16 protein-coding genes are annotated in these 16106 nt (G+C 71.9%); 8 read left to right on the top strand and 8 right to left on the bottom strand.

Annotated features, from left to right (window positions below; all coding sequences use genetic code 11):
• Positions 1-31: 31 nt before the first annotated feature.
• Entirely contained in the window at positions 32-595 is a 564-nt protein-coding gene (locus ACGFJ7_RS18935; RefSeq protein WP_360250619.1) for a hypothetical protein, read from the bottom strand.
• Between the two features lie 10 nt (positions 596-605).
• A complete protein-coding gene (locus tag ACGFJ7_RS18930; protein WP_360250616.1) occupies positions 606-1745 on the bottom strand; it encodes a zinc-dependent alcohol dehydrogenase in 1140 nt (379 codons plus the stop codon).
• Positions 1746-2221: 476 nt separating this feature from the next.
• Here ACGFJ7_RS18930 and ACGFJ7_RS18925 point away from each other — a divergent pair, with 476 nt between their 5' ends.
• From ACGFJ7_RS18925 to ACGFJ7_RS18910, 4 genes are all read left to right on the top strand, one after another.
• Positions 2222-2800, top strand: coding sequence for an RICIN domain-containing protein (locus ACGFJ7_RS18925; RefSeq protein ID WP_360250613.1), 579 nt, complete (start codon positions 2222-2224; stop codon positions 2798-2800).
• A 69-nt stretch (positions 2801-2869) separates the two neighbouring features.
• Positions 2870-3991, top strand: a complete 1122-nt coding sequence (locus tag ACGFJ7_RS18920; RefSeq protein WP_392642852.1) for a 5-methyltetrahydropteroyltriglutamate--homocysteine S-methyltransferase — start codon at positions 2870-2872, stop codon at positions 3989-3991.
• 63 nt (positions 3992-4054) lie between these two features.
• A complete protein-coding gene (locus tag ACGFJ7_RS18915) occupies positions 4055-5020 on the top strand; it encodes an ATP-binding cassette domain-containing protein (RefSeq protein ID WP_360250607.1) in 966 nt (321 codons plus the stop codon).
• Positions 5017-5829 carry an ABC transporter permease gene (locus ACGFJ7_RS18910; RefSeq protein ID WP_392642851.1) on the top strand — a complete coding sequence of 271 codons (813 nt, stop codon included), beginning with the start codon at positions 5017-5019 and terminating at the stop codon, positions 5827-5829. Before ACGFJ7_RS18915 ends, ACGFJ7_RS18910 begins: the two co-directional genes overlap by 4 nt.
• Positions 5830-5837: 8 nt before the next feature.
• Here ACGFJ7_RS18910 and ACGFJ7_RS18905 read toward each other — a convergent pair whose 3' ends face one another.
• Entirely contained in the window at positions 5838-9032 is a 3195-nt protein-coding gene (locus ACGFJ7_RS18905) for a BTAD domain-containing putative transcriptional regulator (RefSeq protein ID WP_392642850.1), read from the bottom strand.
• 77 nt (positions 9033-9109) lie between these two features.
• On the opposite strand from ACGFJ7_RS18905, the gene ACGFJ7_RS18900 reads away from it, so the two are divergent.
• On the top strand, positions 9110-9406 hold the full coding sequence (locus tag ACGFJ7_RS18900; protein WP_392642849.1) for a hypothetical protein: 297 nt from the start codon (positions 9110-9112) through the stop codon (positions 9404-9406).
• Positions 9407-9434: 28 nt separating this feature from the next.
• Here the strand turns inward: ACGFJ7_RS18900 and ACGFJ7_RS18895 are convergent, their stop codons facing one another.
• Both ACGFJ7_RS18895 and ACGFJ7_RS18890 read right to left on the bottom strand, forming a co-directional pair.
• Positions 9435-9779 (bottom strand): DUF2255 family protein, encoded by a 345-nt coding sequence (locus ACGFJ7_RS18895; protein WP_392642848.1) that lies wholly within the window; start codon positions 9777-9779, stop codon positions 9435-9437.
• Positions 9780-9848: 69 nt separating this feature from the next.
• Positions 9849-10607: an SDR family NAD(P)-dependent oxidoreductase gene (locus tag ACGFJ7_RS18890; protein WP_392642847.1), complete on the bottom strand. Its 759-nt coding sequence runs from the start codon at positions 10605-10607 to the stop codon at positions 9849-9851.
• A gap of 86 nt (positions 10608-10693) precedes the next feature.
• On the opposite strand from ACGFJ7_RS18890, the gene ACGFJ7_RS18885 reads away from it, so the two are divergent.
• A complete protein-coding gene (locus ACGFJ7_RS18885; RefSeq protein ID WP_360250589.1) occupies positions 10694-11545 on the top strand; it encodes a helix-turn-helix transcriptional regulator in 852 nt (283 codons plus the stop codon).
• 10 nt (positions 11546-11555) lie between these two features.
• Here ACGFJ7_RS18885 and ACGFJ7_RS18880 read toward each other — a convergent pair whose 3' ends face one another.
• The 3 genes from ACGFJ7_RS18880 to ACGFJ7_RS18870 form a co-directional block, all read right to left on the bottom strand.
• The gene (locus ACGFJ7_RS18880) at positions 11556-12248 is read right to left on the bottom strand and encodes a WD40 repeat domain-containing protein (RefSeq protein ID WP_392643169.1); all 693 of its coding nucleotides are present in this window, start codon (positions 12246-12248) and stop codon (positions 11556-11558) included.
• The gene (locus ACGFJ7_RS18875) at positions 12248-12589 is read right to left on the bottom strand and encodes an ankyrin repeat domain-containing protein (RefSeq protein WP_392642846.1); all 342 of its coding nucleotides are present in this window, start codon (positions 12587-12589) and stop codon (positions 12248-12250) included. Before ACGFJ7_RS18875 ends, ACGFJ7_RS18880 begins: the two co-directional genes overlap by 1 nt.
• Before the next feature lie 189 nt (positions 12590-12778).
• Positions 12779-14008 carry an MFS transporter gene (locus ACGFJ7_RS18870; protein ID WP_392643167.1) on the bottom strand — a complete coding sequence of 410 codons (1230 nt, stop codon included), beginning with the start codon at positions 14006-14008 and terminating at the stop codon, positions 12779-12781.
• Positions 14009-14145: 137 nt separating this feature from the next.
• Here ACGFJ7_RS18870 and ACGFJ7_RS18865 point away from each other — a divergent pair, with 137 nt between their 5' ends.
• Positions 14146-15081, top strand: a complete 936-nt coding sequence (locus tag ACGFJ7_RS18865; protein ID WP_360250583.1) for a LysR family transcriptional regulator — start codon at positions 14146-14148, stop codon at positions 15079-15081.
• Positions 15082-15497: 416 nt separating this feature from the next.
• Complete coding sequence (locus ACGFJ7_RS18860; RefSeq protein WP_392642845.1) at positions 15498-16076, top strand: hypothetical protein; 579 nt, start codon at positions 15498-15500, stop codon at positions 16074-16076.
• The last annotated feature ends 30 nt before the right edge of the window (positions 16077-16106 follow it).

Genomic DNA, 16106 nt, shown 5'->3' with positions numbered 1-16106 from the left:
CGGGTGGGCGGGCTGAGGCTGAGCGGGGCGGTCAGCGGCGCTTCCGGCGGATCAGGGCGTACGTGATGGCGGCGCCGATCAGCCAGGGTGCGGCCACGACGATCGGATCCAGCGGGTGATGGACGACGTCGGCGCGGCCCTGGCCGCGGCGGGAGGCGAGGCCGTGGTGGGAAAGCTCGCTGCGCACGCCGGTCTCGGCGATCAAGCGGTCCGGGTGGCCGGCGGCCAGCGCGCGCAGCCGGCTCTCCGCCACGTCGACCCGGTCGGCGGCCAGCAGCAGCAACCAGTGCGCGGCCCGGCCCTCACTGAACTTCGCGTACGAGTACCGGCGGATCGCGCCGGACAGGCCACGGGGCGGGCACGACGTACCGAAAACGGGTGTCAGGAATTTGTGCTCGATCGACCGTTCCCGCGGCCATTTCTCCGGCTGCCGCTCCGGGAACTCCCAGTGGGCGCCGCTCAGATCCGGGTCGAAGACCTCCCGCGGCACCGAGGGCCGGTCCTTCGGATCCAGGTCGGCGCCCCAGCCCGGAATGCGGGCGCGCAACTCGTCGGAGGACTCGGCGAGCTTCGGCTTGTCCGGCGTGTATGCCATGGCGGGTCTCCTACGCGACGATGAGCGGCTTGATGCAACCGTCGAGCTTCGCCGAGAAGATGTGGTAGCCCTCGGCGATGTGCTCCAGCGGAATGCGGTGCGTGACGATGTCGCTCGGCTTCAGATAGCCGTTGCGGACGTGCTCGAACAGGCGCGGCCACTGCCGTTTCACCGGGCACTGGTTCATCCGCAGGGTCAGGCCCTTGTTCATCGCGTCGCCGAACTTGACCAGGCTGAACATCGGCCCGTAGGCGCCCATCACCGAGATCGTGCCGCCCTTGCGTACCGAGTCGATGGCCCAGTTCAGCGCGACCGGCGAGCCGCCCTGCAACTTCAGCTTGGTCGCCGTCACATGCTGCAGCAGATTGCCGTCGGCCTCGGCCCCGACCGCGTCGATCGCCACGTCCGCGCCCAGATGGTCGGTCAGCTTCTTCATCTGTACGACGATGTCGTCGTACTCGGTGAAATTGATCGTCTCGGCGTGGGCGAAGGTCCGCGCCTTCTCCAGCCGGTACTCAAGGTGATCGATGACGATCACTCGGCCGGCGCCCATCAGCCAGGCCGACTTGGCGGCGAACAGCCCGACCGGCCCGGCGCCGAAGACCACCACCACGTCACCCTCGGCGATGTCACCGAGCTGGGCCCCGAAATATCCGGTGGCCAGCGCGTCGGTGAGCAGCACGGCGTCGTCCTCGTCCATCCAGTCGGGGATGGGGCTCGGCCCGACGTCGGCGAACGGCACCCGTACGTACTCGGCCTGCCCGCCGTCGTAGCCGCCGCACGTGTGCGAGTAGCCGTAGATGCCGCCGACCGCTGTCGCGTTCGGGTTGACGTTGTGACAGTTGGAGTACAAGCCGCGGGCGCAGAAGAAACAGGTGCCGCAGAAGACGTTGAACGGCACCATCACCCGGTCGCCCGGCTGAAGCCGCTGCACCGACGGGCCGACCTCGTCGACCACACCGACGAACTCGTGCCCGAACGTCATCCCGACCCGGGTGTCCGGCATCATCCCGTGGTACAGATGCAGGTCGGATCCGCAGATGGCGGCCCGGGTCACCCGCACGATCGCGTCGTTGGGGTGCTCGATCACCGGGCGGTCCTTCTCCTCGACCCGTACGCGGTACGGACCGCGGTAGACCATCGCTCGCATCAGCGCCTCCTCGAACTGGCGAACATGCGGCTACCCGTTCCGATCGCCGGCAAACGGGATCACCCGGCCGGATTGCGCGCCGGCCGGCCGGTATGAGCCGGCCGGCCGGCGCCGGGTCAGACGAGCTTGACCGTCCAGTCGCCGCCCCACTCGCGGGCGATCCAGCCCGGTCCCCGGGCCGGCTCGGAGGTCTTCCCGGCCGGCAGCTTCGCGTCGTACTCGCCTTTGGTGCAGTTGCCGATGGATCGGTCGGATTCAGCTCATCGATCCGGGCGGACGCGGGCAATCCGGCGGGCCGTTCCGCACTGACCGGAACACCGTTCAGCGCCGTTCGACGCGCGTCGGACAGCGGTTTCCCCTGCCGGTTCGTGGTGGGATGGCGGGTCCGGCGACCGCTATCGGGGGATGTCGCGCCGGCCGGGTGGGGGCTTACGGTGCCCTGGCACATGTTCGCGCGGCCGGTCTAGGTGGGTCCCATGGTGACATTTGTGAAGCGTCTCGCGATGGTGGTGGCGCTGGTCGTGGCCGCGCTGACGGTGCCCAGCTCGGCTCAGGCGGTGGTTCCCCGGGACAACGGCTTCTATGAGATCCGGTCGCGGGCCAACAATCTGTGCCTCGACGTGTACGGGTTCTCGACCGCCGACGGTGGGGCGGTGGTGCAGTGGCCCTGCAACGGGGCCGCCAATCAGCAGTGGCGTCCGCTGTTCGTGAAGTTCTGCTCGCCGTTCATCAGCATCACCCAGATGCCCTGCTACGTCTGGATGAACAAGCACAGCGGCAAGTGCCTGGACGTGCAGTGGGGGAACGCGGCCAGCCGTACGAAAATCTGGCAGTGGCGCTGCGACGGCAACAACGCCCAGCTCTGGATGCCGCGCTACCGCAACGCCGACAGGGCCGAGTACCAGTTGCTGAGCATGCTCTCGGACGGGCAGAAGAAAGGCTTCAAATGCCTGGACGTGCCGTACGTGTCCCGTGATCCGGGTGTTCAGCAGTGGATCTTCGATTGCAACAGTACGGTCGCGCAGACCTACTACCTGCCCGTGTTCAAGCGTTAGGCATCGCCAGAGATCGATCGACGGGTTACCTTGGCGGGACGGGAAGCCGCGCCGAGGGAGGACCTGACGATGACACTCCGTGACACGCCGCCGTTTCGGGCGGATCACGTCGGCAGTCTGCTGCGGCCGCGGCGGTTGCTGGAGGCGCGGGAGCGGCGGGCCGTGGGCGAGATCGACGCGGGCGCGCTCAAGGCCGTCGAGGACGACGCGATCCGCGAGGTCGTGCGCATGCAGCGCGATGTCGGGCTGCGCACGGCGACCGACGGCGAGTTCCGGCGCACGTCGTGGCACATGGACTTCATCTACCGGCTCGGCGGGGTGCGCCCGACCGACGAGAAGATCCAGGTGCATTTCCGCAACGCCGGCGGGGAGCTGGACTTCGAGTCGGCCGCGCTCGCGATCGACGCGCCCGTGCGGCTCACCGACACCATCTTCGGCGACGACTTCACGTTCCTAAGGGAGACGGTGGACGCGGGGCAGACCGCCAAGCTGACCATTCCCTCGCCGAGCATGGTGCACTACCGGGGCGGCCGGGCCGCGATCGATCCGGCCGTCTATCCGGACGAGGAGCAGTTCTGGGCGGATCTGTCCGCGGCGTACAAGGAACAGGTCAAGCGCGTCGCCGATCTGGGGTGCCGCTACCTGCAGTTGGACGACACCAGTTTCGCGTACCTCAATGACCCTGAGCAGCGCAAGCTGCTCACTCAGCGTGGGGACGACGCCGAGCATCAGCACCTGCGGTACATCCGGCAGATCAACGCCGCGCTCGAGGGGCGGCCGGCGGGCCTGGCCGTCACCACGCACATGTGCCGGGGCAACTTCCGCTCGTCGTGGGCGGCCGAGGGCGGCTACGACTTCGTCGCCGAGGCGCTGTTCAGCGAGCTCGCGGTGGACGGCTTCTTTCTCGAGTACGACGATGAGCGCTCCGGCACGTTCGCCCCGCTGCGGTTCGTGCCGCCGGGCAAGATGGTCGTGCTGGGCCTGGTCACCACCAAGCGCGGCGAGCTCGAGTCGAAGGACACGCTGAAGCGCCGCATCGACGAGGCCACCCGCTACATCCCGCTCGACCAGCTCTGCCTGTCGCCGCAGTGCGGGTTCTCCTCGACGGTCGAGGGCAATTCCCTGTCGTACGAGGAAGAAGTCGCCAAGCTCCGGCTGATCGCCGAGACCGCTGACGAGGTCTGGGGGTGACCGTCAGGCTCGTGTCAGCGCCGTGTGCGCGCGGTGTCAGCGCGCCGCGCGACGCTCGGGGGCATGAGCGATTTCGTGGTGCGTGCGGAAGGCCTCCGCAAGCGATTCGGTAAGACACAGGCGCTCGACGGGGTGGACCTGGCGATGCGCCGCGGCACCGTGCTCGGCGTCCTCGGGCCCAACGGCGCGGGCAAGACCACGGCCGTACGGGTCCTGGCCACCCTGCTGCGCCCGGATTCCGGCCATGCGGAGGTGGCCGGCATCGACGTGCTGCGCGAGCCGCAGCGGGTCCGCCGGCGGATCGGCCTGACCGGGCAGTACGCCAGTGTCGACGAGGATCTGACCGGCACCCAGAACCTGGTGCTGATCGGCCAGCTGCTCGACCTGCCGACCAGGGAAGCCAAGCGCCGGGCGGTCGAGCTTCTCGAGTGGTTCGACCTGTCCGAGGCCGCGGGGCGGATGGCCAAGACCTACTCGGGCGGCATGCGGCGCCGTCTCGACCTCGCGGCCAGCCTGGTCGGTCACCCTGAGGTGATCTTCCTGGACGAGCCGACCACCGGCCTCGACCCGGCCAAGCGCGAGGACATGTGGGGCGTCGTGCGCAGCCAGGTCACCCAGGGCGCCAGCGTCCTGCTGACCACGCAGTACCTGGAGGAGGCGGACGCCCTCGCCGACGAGATCGTGGTGATCAACAAGGGGCACGTGATCGCGCACGACACCCCGGACGGGCTCAAGCGGCTCGTCGGCGGCCTGACCCTGCGCGTACGCCCGGCCGACCCGTCGCGCGTTCCGGATGTGCTCCGGGTGCTCGACAAGGTGGCCGCGCCCGGCGCGACGGCCAGCGCCGACGGCTCGGCCGGGGCCCGTCCGGGCGCGGTCAGCGTGCCCGTCGCCGACGACACCGCGCTGCTCGACGTCGTCCCGGCCCTGCGCGAGGCCGGCATCGAACTCAACGACTTCGGCCTGCACCTGCCCAGCCTCGACGAGGTCTTCCACACCCTCACCACCAAGAAAGAAGAGCTGGTATGACCACCTTGACTCTGGGCACCGTCAGCGACTCGCCGCGTGGGGGCTCGCTCGCCGCGCTCGCCCGGCACAGCGTCGCGCTCGCGCGCCGAAGTTTGATCAAGACGATGCGGACGCCCGAGGCCCTGATCGACGTGACCCTGCAGCCGGTGATCTTCCTGCTGCTGTTCACGTACCTGTTCGGCGGGGCCATCTCCGGGGGCCACCGGGACGAGTACCTCCAAGTCCTGCTGCCCGGCATGCTCGCGCAGTCGCTGGCCATGGGCGGCATCGCCCTCGGCCAGAACCTCAACGCCGACATCGAGAAGGGCGTGTTCGACCGGTTCCGGTCGCTGCCCGTGGCCCGGTCGGCGCCGCTGATCGGCGCGGTCGGGGCCGACATCATCCGCTACCTGACGGTCTGCGTGGTGATGCTGGGCTTCGGCATGATCATGGGCTTCCGGGTGCAGACCGGGTTCCTTCCGGCGGTCGCCGCGGTGGCGCTCGCGGTCGGCTTCGGGCTGTGCTTCTGCTGGATCTCGGTGTGGGTCGGCATGCTCGTGCGCACCCCGGGCGCCGTACAGGGACTGATGTTCCTGATCGTCTTCCCGTTGTCGTTCGGCAGCAACGTCTTCGTCCCGGCCGACACGCTGCCCGGCTGGCTCCAGTGGTTCGTGAACGTCAACCCGATCACGCCGCTGGTCTCGACCATCCGCGGGCTGCTGCTCGGCGGCCCGGTCGCCTCCCACCTGTGGGCGACGCTGGCCTGGATGGCCGCTCTGCTCGTCGTCTTCGTCCCGCTCGCCCTGCGCGGCTACTCGCGCCGCGCCTAGTCACCCGGTCACGCTTTCTCGATCCCCGCCCGGCTGAGCCGGGCGGGGTCGACCCGGGTCAGGGCCGTCTTTCCGTCCAGGTTCCATCCTTTCCCGTACGCCTCGTCGAAGGCGTCCCCGCCGAGCGCCAGCCGGCCCTCGCGGCTCAGCTTCGCGATCTGCGGATCGGTGTGGTCGTGGGCGCCGCGCAGCCGGGCCGCCGCGCCCAGCATCACGGCCATCTCACCCGCCCGCCCGTACGCGCCGGCCAGGGCGGCCGCACCGACCGCCACCAGCGACATCAACGGCATGTCACGCGACTCCAGCGCGGCCGCGTACGCCCCGGCCAGAGCCTTCTCGGCGCCGGCCGGATCACCCAGCTCGAGGCAGAGCCCGGCCCGCACGGAACCCACGATGGCCCGGCCGTGGTCACCGCCGTACATGTACCGCTCGCCCATCTCCTTCTCGGCGTGTTCGAGCAGCACCCGCGCCCGGTCGAGGTCACCCAGCCGCACCCACATGCCCGCCTCGAGCGCGTTGATGAGGATGAGGAACTCCGGCGAGACCGCGCGCCGGGCGCGGTCGCGCACCTCCTCGGCCATCGCGATGGCCAGCTCGTTCTCGCCCAGCCGCATGTTGAGGTCGATCCAGCGCAGGTCGATGAAGATCTCGTCGGTGAGGCTGAGCGAGCCGAACTCGCGGGCCACCGCACGGGCCCGGCGCAGGTCGTCCAGCGCTCCCTGCAGGTCACCGGCGTACTGCCGCATCATGGCCCGGGTCGGCAGCACGGTGGCCAGCCCCCAGCGGTCGCCGATCCGGCCGAACGCGGCCAGGGCCGCCGTCACGTCCTCGCGTACCTGGTCGAGCTGCCCCTCGTTCTCGGCGATCTGGGCCCGGAACACCCGGGCCAGGGCGCCCAGCCACTCGTCGGGCCCGTCGATGAGCCGCCCGAGCAGGGCCAGCGAGGCGTCGTTCTCCCGCAGCCAGGCCAGCGTGATGGCGGTCAGCGGACCGGCCAGCCCCGGCAGCTGCGGGTAGGCGGTGAGGCGGCCGGCCAGCTCCCGCAGCTCGTCGCGGCGGTGCTCGAGGATGTCGCCGAAGATCTCGTTCTGCGCGCTCGCCCGGTTGAGCAGCAGGATCGCCTCGGCCGTGTCGCGTTCGAGTGTGTGACCGCCGGCCGGCAGGGCCAGCGCCTCGCCGATCCAGTAGACCGCGTCCGTGTGCCGGCCGAACATCTGCCAGTACCAGGTCAGATCCAGCGCCAGGGAGACCGCGGCGGCCGCGTCGCCGCTGTCGCAGAAGTGGCGCAGGGCGGCCAGGGCGTTGTCGTACTCGGCGCGGATCTCCCGCATCGCGTCGAGCTGTTCCGGGCCGCGCAGTCGCGGGTCGTTGCGGGCGATCAGGCCGGCCAGGTAACGGGCCGCGAGGTCGCGCGCGTCACCCAGGGTGCCCTGCTCGATGCCGTACTCACGCAGCGTCTCGAGCATGCGGTAGCGGCCGTCCTCCGGCGCCAGCCGCAGCAGTGACTTGTCGACCAGGGCGGCCAGCAGGTCGGGAATCTCGGCCGGGGGCACCGCGGTGCCGGCGCAGATCGCGGCGGCCGAGGCCGGCGTGACACCGCCGGGCAGGATCGAGATCCGTTCGGCGACCGTACGCTCGTGCTCGCTCAGCAGGTCCCAGCTCCACGCGATGACCGCGCGCAGCGTGCGGTGCCGCGGCATCGCCGCCCGGCTGCCGGTGGTCAGCAGCCGGAACCGGTCGGAGAGCCCGGCGGCCAGCTCGGCCAGCGACATCGTCCGCAACCGGGCCGCCGCCAGCTCCAGCGCCAGCGGCATGCCGTCGAGCCGGCGCACCACCTCGAGGATCCCGCCCAGCGTCTGATCGTCGACGTCGAACCCCGGCCGTACGGCGCCGGCCCGCTCCGTGAACAACCGCACCGACGCCGCCCGGCGCGCCTGGGCAACGTCGGCCCCCGGCTCGGGCAGGGCCAGCGGCCCGAGCGGCGCCAGCGCCTCACCGTCGATGGCCAGCGCCTCCCGGCTGGTCGCCAGCACCCGCAACCCGGCCGCGCGCGGCAGCAGCGCCGCCAGCAGACGCGCGACGGCGTCGATCAGATGCTCGCAGTTGTCCACGACGAGCAGGCTCTCCCGCCCGTTGAGCTGGTCGGCCAGCACGTCGAGCTCGTCGCCCTCGGCCCGCAGCCGGGCGTCGAACAGCGCCGACCCGCGCAACCCGATCGAGGCGAGCACGGCCGCGCCCACCTTCGACGGCTCGGTGACCGACGACAGATCGACCAGCCAGGCCCCGTCCCGGTACTCGTGCCGGCGCCGCCGGGCCGCCTCGACCGCCAGCCGCGTCTTGCCGGCCCCGCCGGGCCCGACCACGGTGACCAGCCGCCCGCTGGTGAGCAGCGTGTCGACCCGGGCGAGGTCGTCGTCGCGCCCGACGAAACTGGTCAGCGGCGCCGGCAGGTTCCCCTCGGCCTCGGCCCGCGCCTCCGGCTGCCCCCGCAGCAGCCGCACGTGCGCCTCCTGCAGGGAGGCGCCCGGATCGACACCCAGCCGCTCGGCCAGCGCCTCCCGGATCCGCTCGTAGACGGCCAGCCCTTCGGCCGGCCGTCCCCGCGCCGCGAGCGTCTCCATGAGCAGCACGGCCGCCCGCTCGTGCACCGGATCCTCGGCCAGCAGCGCGGTCAACCGGGCCGCCGCGGCCTCGGGCCGTCCGGTTCGCAGCTCCGCCTCGGCCAGGCCGGCGGCCGCCTCCCGCGCGACCTGCGCCAGCCGGGTCGCGGCGGCCGGCGCGACCGAGCCGACGGCGGCCGGGTCACCCCAGAGCTCGACGGCCTCGGCCAGGAACGTGGCGGCCGCCGCCGGATCACCGGCCCGCAGCGCGTCACGCCCCTCGGCGGCCAGCCGCTCGAAGCGCAGCGCGTCCACATCGTCGTCGGTGACCGCGAGCCGGTAGCCGCCCTGCGCCTGCGTCACCGACTCGGCGTCCCCGAGCAGCCGCCGCAGCCGCGACACCAGCGACTGGAGGGCGTTCGCCGGGTCACCCGGCTGTTCCTCGGCCCAGAGCGCCCCGACCAGAGCGCCGGGCGCCACGGGCCGCCCACCGGCCAGAGCCAGCCGGACCAGCAGCCCTCGCAGGCGCGCCCCGGGAACGGGCACGGCGGCACCACCGACGGCCACCTCGAAGTCGCCGAGCAGCGTCACGCGCAGATCCACACCCCGATCCTCTCGCGCGGGCGCACGTGTCCCCAAACCCACCCTCGCCCGGTGCCCGCCGCTGCCACGATGGGTGAGTGAATCCCGACGAAGCGCTCCGCGCGCTGGCGGCGTGGTTGCTGACCGAGGACGCGTACGAACGCGGCGGCGTACCCGACGAGGTCCTCACCTACATGCAGGACCACATCGACGACATCCTGGCGCCGAACGCCACCCTGGCGGCAGCCGACTTCCTGCGCGAACACGCGGGGGCCGGCGGTGGCCTCGCAGCTGTCGCCCGGGACCGCGCGGCCCTGCGCGCCCTCCTCACTCACCTCACCGGCCGGCAACCGGAGCCCAGCGACCTGCAATGGCGAGCGGACCGGCCCACCTGAGCCGGCCGGTGCCCGAGCCGGGCCGGGATCACGCCGGCTCGACGCGCAGGGTGGCGTCCTGGGCCGACGGGCCGGTGACCAGGGCCGCGTTGGCGCCGTACTTGGCGCGGTAGGCGGCGTCCAGCGCCTCGGCGGGGCCCGGCTCGGCTGACAGGAGGACGTCGCGGTCGAGGCCGCTGGCCGCGATGTGCCCGCGCGGGTCGCTGAGGGCGGCCCGGAACCAGGCCGATCGGCGGCCCCGGAACGCGCGTACGTACAAATCGCCGTTCATGACGACCATGCCCAGTTCGACGCCCTCGCGCCGAGCCGGGCCGACGCTCAGCATCAGCGACGGGCTCGCGGCGAGGACGGCTGCTTCTTCGGATGACCACATGACTCGACCCTGGCGCGGAAATTGGCGCCGCGCCCCAGGGCCGAGCACTGGCCGGCCCGGGCCGGGGTGTCAGGCGCCCGCGCCGCCGTCGACCGGGAGGACGGCGCCGGTGACCCATGAGGCGCGGTCGCTGAGCAGCCACAACGCCGCCTCGGCGATCTCGCGGGGCTCGGCCATCCGGCCCATCGGGGTCGTCGCGGTGATGCGCTGGACGATGCCCGGTGTCGCGGCCTCCCACGCGTCGATCATCTCGGTGGCCGTGCCGCCGGGCGTGATGCCGTTGACCCGGATGCCCTGCGCGGCCCACGTGACCGCCGCCGTCTCGGTGATGCTGTCGAGGGCGCGCTTCATCGCCCCGTACGCGGGCAGGGCCGGGTTGGCCCGCCGGCTGCCGATGCTGGACGTGTTGACGATAGCGCCGCCCCCGCCGGCCCGCATGAGGGCCGCCTCGGCGGTCATGGCCGTCCAGTGGCCGCGGAAGTTCACCGCGAACTGCCGCTCGATGTCCTCGTCGCTGGTGGTCTCCAGCGGCCCGGGCTGCTGGATGGCCGCTCCGTTGTTGAAGGCGCCGTCGAGCCGCCCGTGCAGTTCCCCGGCCCGGCCGACGGCGGCGCGGATGCTCGCCGGATCGGCCAGGTCCAGGGCTACGGCGTCGGCGGCGCCACCCGCACCGCGGATCTCGGCCACGATTTTCTCCAGGGCCCCGGTTCCCCGGGCGGCGAGGACGACGGCCGCGCCCTCCCGGGCGAAGAGGCGGGCCGCGGCCGCGCCGATGCCACGGCTGGCGCCGGTGATGAATACGACCTTGCCGGTCAGCATGTCTGTCATGCCGGAAAGCCTCGCCGCGCCCGCGCCCCGGAGACAGGCACAAGCCGTACCAGGCTCCGCCCTCGCCTGGCGCGCAGACTGGAGGCATGGACAAGCAGGAGCTGGGAGCGTTCCTTCGTACGCGCCGGGAGCGGCTCCGCCCCGAGGACGTGAACCTTCCGTCCGGCCCGCGCCGGCGAACCCCCGGCCTGCGCCGCGAGGAGGTGGCGGTGCTCGCGCACATCTCCACCGAGTACTACGTGCGCCTCGAGCAGGGCCGGGCGCCGCGCCCGTCGGCCGAGGTGCTGGCCGGTATCGCGAGCGCTCTGCGCCTGACCACCGCCGAATCCGGCCACCTGCACGTGCTGGCCGGCACCGCGCCCGTCCGTACCGCCCGGCACCGCCGCGACGTGCGCCCGAGCATCCTCGCCCTGCTCGAACGCCTCCCGCGGACCGCGGGGTTCGTGACGTCGGCGACCTTCGAGGTGCTGGCCTGGAACGACCTGGCCGCCGCCCTCATGGAGGACTTCGGCGCGCTCGCCCCGGCCGGCCGCAACCTGGCCCGCAAGGCGTTCCTGAGCCCCGGCCGCGCGCTCTACGGCGTCTCCGACGTCAGCGAGTTCCGCCACCACGTGGTGATGGAGCTCCGCGCCACCCTGGCCCGCTACCCGGCCGACCCGGAGGTGACCGCCCTGGTCCGGGACCTGCGCGACGGCAGCCCCGACTTCGCCCGCCTGTGGGACCGCCACGACGTGCAGGGCGCCCCGATGATCACCAAGACCTTCCACCACCCGGTCGTCGGCCAGGTCACCGTCGACTGCGACTCCCTGGCCCTGACGGAGAGCGACCAGCACCTGGTCCTTTACAGCGCCCCGGCGGGTTCCCCCGACGCCGAGGCGCTGGCCCTGCTGAGCGTCTTGGGCTCCGACCCGTTCGGCGCCACCGCGCCCCGGCGGTGATCGGCCGCGTTCAGGAAAGCGTGACCGTTCGCAGACCGCTGCCGGTGCCGACGAGCAGCGGGCCGGGGCCGGCCGCCACCGACCGGGCCCCGCCGTCGACGGGCAGCACGGCGAGCGTACGGCCGTCCCTCGTCGCCAGCAGGACGAGCAGGCCGTCGAGGCCGAGCGCGATCGTCTCGCCGTCCGGAGTCAGGCACGGCCGGGAGGAGAGAGCCGGTGGGGTGCGTGTGGCGTTGACCGAGCGCTGCCAGACCACGGCGCCCCGGGTGTCGGCCATCAGGAGGACGTCGTGCCGGCCGGTCCAGATCACCAGGTGACGGCCGTCCGGGGTGAACACCACGGCCGGGATCTCGTCGCCGTCCAAGGGCTCGATCTCGGTGACGGGCTCCAGGCCACCGTCGGGCGTGACCCGGTCGAGGCGGACGTGGGCGCCGGCCTGGAACGAGCACGTCGACGCGAGCAGGGTGCCGTCGGGGGAGAAGGCCACGCAGTCGTTCCGCTCGCCGGCCTCGACGCCGGCGGTGACCCGGCGGGCGGCCAGGTCGTAGAGGACCACCCGCTCGTCGTCGGTGGCCGCGGCCAGCCGGCGGCCGTCGGGGGAGAAGGCCAGGGCGGTGACGTCGCCGAGCCCGGTGAGCGGCCGCGGCGTGGCAAGGTAGTCCGCGCGGAGTTCGGCGCCGGCGCCGACCGGGGCGACCGCGATCAGGGGCCGATGCGGATGGACGGCGAGGTCGCGGAAGGCGATGTGCTCGGTCGCGACGATCGCCTCGGCGTCTGACCGGAGCCGTCGCGGGCGTCGACCTCCGCTCCCGCCTCCAGGAGCACCCGCGCCTTGCCTTCGGGGGCGTCGCGCCGGGCCCGCACCGGGGCGTCCGCCGCGAGCAGCATCCGCACAACCTCGGCGGCCCCGGACGCGGCCGCCGCGTGCAGCGCCGTCTCACCCATCCACCCGCGAGCGCCGGCCGCCGCCGGATCGGTTTCCAGCAAACGCCGCAGGCCGGCCACGTCCCCGCCCCGCGCCGCCGCGATGACTTCCGGTTCCATGGCCGGATCATGACACGCCGCCTTCGACATGGCGGTTGAGGAGCATCGGAACGGCAACTGGCGCGTTCGGCGCTGTTGCGGTGGGGCAGGTCGAGGCCGGTTCCGTGGAAGGCGCTCCCCGGGCCACCACCTCGGTGGCGGGGTACGGGGCTGTAGGAGCGCTGACGAGGGCGTTCTGCAGGTCGCAGATCACCAGTGCGCTGGACCGGTCGAGGGAGTACGTCCACGTCGGGGCAGCAGGAGCGGGGTGGTCAGCATGAGAAGGCCGGCGATCGCCATCGCGATGCGCAGGCTGGTGACTGTGGTCAGCAGCCCCCACAGCGCGGTGAGGGCCGCGATGGTGGCATTGCTGGTGACCGACCACGCGGACAGCGTGCGGGCGACTCGGTTCGCCGGTGTCTGGTCGAGTCGATAGGTCGCGAATACCGGGTTGAACACGCCCATGCAGGCGACCAGCCCGAACTGGAGGGCGATGACGAGCACAAGACCGGCGATGCCAGGGCCGACCAGGGCGAGCCCAAGCGGCCAGCAGGCGCGAAGCGCGCCGGCAGTCAGCAGGATCTCGCGTTGGCCGAACCGGGTGACGAGCGGCTGCGCCAGGCGTGAGCCGATCAGCCCGCCGACGCACGGCGCGCCGAAGGCGAGGCCGTACTGCCAGGGCGCGAACCCGAGCCGGCCGAGCATGAGGACGGCCAGCAGCGGTGAGGTCGCCATGATCAGACCGTTGACCAGGACCGTGTTGAAAAACAGCGGGCGCAGCGCCGGGTGGGCCAGGATGTAACGCCATCCGTCGAGCAGGTCCCCGGGTTTCAGCCGTATCCCACCGGTGCGATCGGGGCGTGGCTCCCGTCCTCCGGTCGCCCGGATACCCAGCGCCGACAACAGGTAGCTCACCGCGTCGACCGCCACGGTTACCACTGGACCGAACAGCCCGATCGCGGCATTGCCGAGCGGCGGTCCCACCACGGTGGCGGTCCACGTGGTGGCCTCGAACCGGCCGTTCGCGACGAGCAGCTCCGCCCGCGGGACCAAGGTCTTCAGATAGGCGCCGCTGGCCGCTTTGAAGGTGATGTCGCACGCCGCGGCAGCAATCGACACGACCACGAGCTGAGTGAAAGTCAGCCGGCCGAACGCGAACGCGGCGGGAACGCTCATCAACACGGCGAACCGGATCAGGTCCATCGTCACCATCACCGGCCGCTTGCGGCGAAACTCCACCCACGGGCCGAGCGGCACCGCGACGACCGCACCGACGGCCAATCCCGCAGCCGACAGCAGTGACACCTCGATCGGGCCGACGTGCAGTACCCGGATCGCGATCAGGGGGAAGGCGCCGAACCCGAGCCACGTGCCGAACGTGCTCACCGTGTACGCCGTCCAGAGCCACCTGAACTGCCGCCCCAACGATCTTTCAGTCACCACCCGGTGGCCCTCACATCTCAGCAAAACAACTGATAGTTGATGGCTGGGATCCAATCAGGCAGTGCTACTGCGTATCAAACAACCGCCACGCCGGGATCGAACAACCTGCGGTTGTGACGGTAAGGTCTGTCGACATGGACTTCGACGCCGTGCGCACCTTCGTCGCCGTTGCCGAGGCGGGCCAGTTCCAGGAGACCGCCGCCGAGCTGTCGATCACCCAGCAGGCCGTCTCCAAACGCATCGCCGTGCTGGAGCGCAACCTTGGCGTACGGCTGTTCACCCGCACGCCGCGCGGTGCCGAACTCACCATCGACGGCCAAGCATTCCTGCCCCATGCCCGCGAACTGCTCCGCGCCGCCGAGCGAGCCGCCGCAGCGGTGCGCCCCGGAAGCCGTCCGCTGCGCGTCGACGTGATCGCCTCACGCCTCGCCACAACCGGCCTGATCCGCGGCTTCCACCAGGCCCACCCCGAGATCGAACTCGACGTGATGAAACTGTTCGACATCGAGACGGCCATCGCGGCCCTGCGGGCCGGAGCGATCGACGCGTCCTTCCGCGCGGTCGCGATGCCCGGCCGGCCCCTTCCCGAAGACATCGAGACTGTCCGTGTGCTCGACGAGCCACACCAACTGCTCACCGGCCCCGCCCATACGCTGGCGTCTGCCCGGTCGGTGACGATCGCGCAGCTCGCCGGGCATCGCATCTGGATGCCCGGCATCACCCCGGGCACCGAATGGGCCGCCTACTACGACGACCTCGTCGCCGAGTTCGGGCTCACCATCGAGGCAACCGGCCCTAACCTCGGCGCCGACGCGCTCCTCGACACCGTCGCCGACACCCCGGCACTGGCGACCTTCATAGGTGCGCAGACCCGCCTCGTCTGGCCTGCCAGCCACGGTCTGCGCCGCATCCCGGTGATCGACCCCACCCCGGTCTACCCGCACTCGCTCCTCTGGCACCGCGACAATCTCCACCCGGCACTGGCCGCCCTCCGTGACCATTTCGCTGCGACGACGTCCAGCCACGACAACCCTGGAACCTGGACGCCGAGCTGGGTGATCCGGCCGTAACCGCAGAGTCTGTAGACATGCGCTTCACGCCTGATCGGGCCGCGACGGCGGTCGAACGTCACGACTGCCCGAACTGTGGTGCACCGGCCGGCAGCGCCTGCCGCACCCGGGGCGGGAAGACCACAGCGAAGTGCCACACCGCGCTGGCTCTGGATCACCAGTTCAAGCAGGCCGCCCCTGAGATCCGGTGATCGTCACCGTGCACGAACTCAGGCGGCTGGCCCCGTAACGCGCTGAGCTGATGACGCTGTCGGCGGATCCGCAGGCCCGGCGGTATCCAGCTCGAACTGCTCACCGGACCGCTGACCGGCGTCTACGACCCCAACGGCATGGGGGTCATGTTCTTCGCCGCCCCCACCGCTGCGCCGCCTGCCGCCCGTCGAAGACCGCGGGCGCCGCGGTCCTATGCTGCCGCGGTGATCAAGATCCGTGGAGTGGTGGCGCTGGCGGCGCTGATGATGGCCGGGGCATGCGCGCGGGCCGACGCGGAACCAGCCGTCACACCCGTCCCGTCCGGCTGCGAGCCGACGGCGGAGACGCTGACCTGGTCGGCCGTGACCACGACGCCGGTGCTGACGCAGGTCACCCTGTTCCGGGCGGACGAGCTCGCCTCCGGCGGGGCGGGCCGCCGGCTGCTGGACAAACCGTTCACCCCGTCGGTCACCGGTGTCGACGCGCCCGGGTGGCTGACCGCGCTGGGTGCCTCGCTCGCGCGGAAGACCGGCCGGCCGGTGCACACCACCGCGCCGTCCGCCGAGGGGCAGTCGTTCGGGTACGGCTCCGGCGCCGGGCCGGCGGATGTCGTCTACACCGGCGTCGACCGTGTCACCGCCGACTTCGAGGTGCGCTGCGGCACCACCGTGCGGGGCCGCTTGCAGGGCTGGTCCCGGACCGTGGCCGGTGGCCAGTCGTGCGCGGGCGACATCACCACCGACGTCTTCGGGCGGCTGGCCGTCCAGCTGTGCCCGGCGCAACCGTCGCCGCCCGCGGGCTGAATCCTCAGGCCGGCGCCGGAACGACCGATA

This window comes from Actinoplanes sp. NPDC048988, assembly GCF_043197815.1.
Taxonomy (GTDB): Bacteria; Actinomycetota; Actinomycetes; order Mycobacteriales; family Micromonosporaceae; genus Actinoplanes.
Note: the sequence above shows the minus strand (reverse complement) of the source record. Positions and strands in the feature narration are given on the sequence as shown.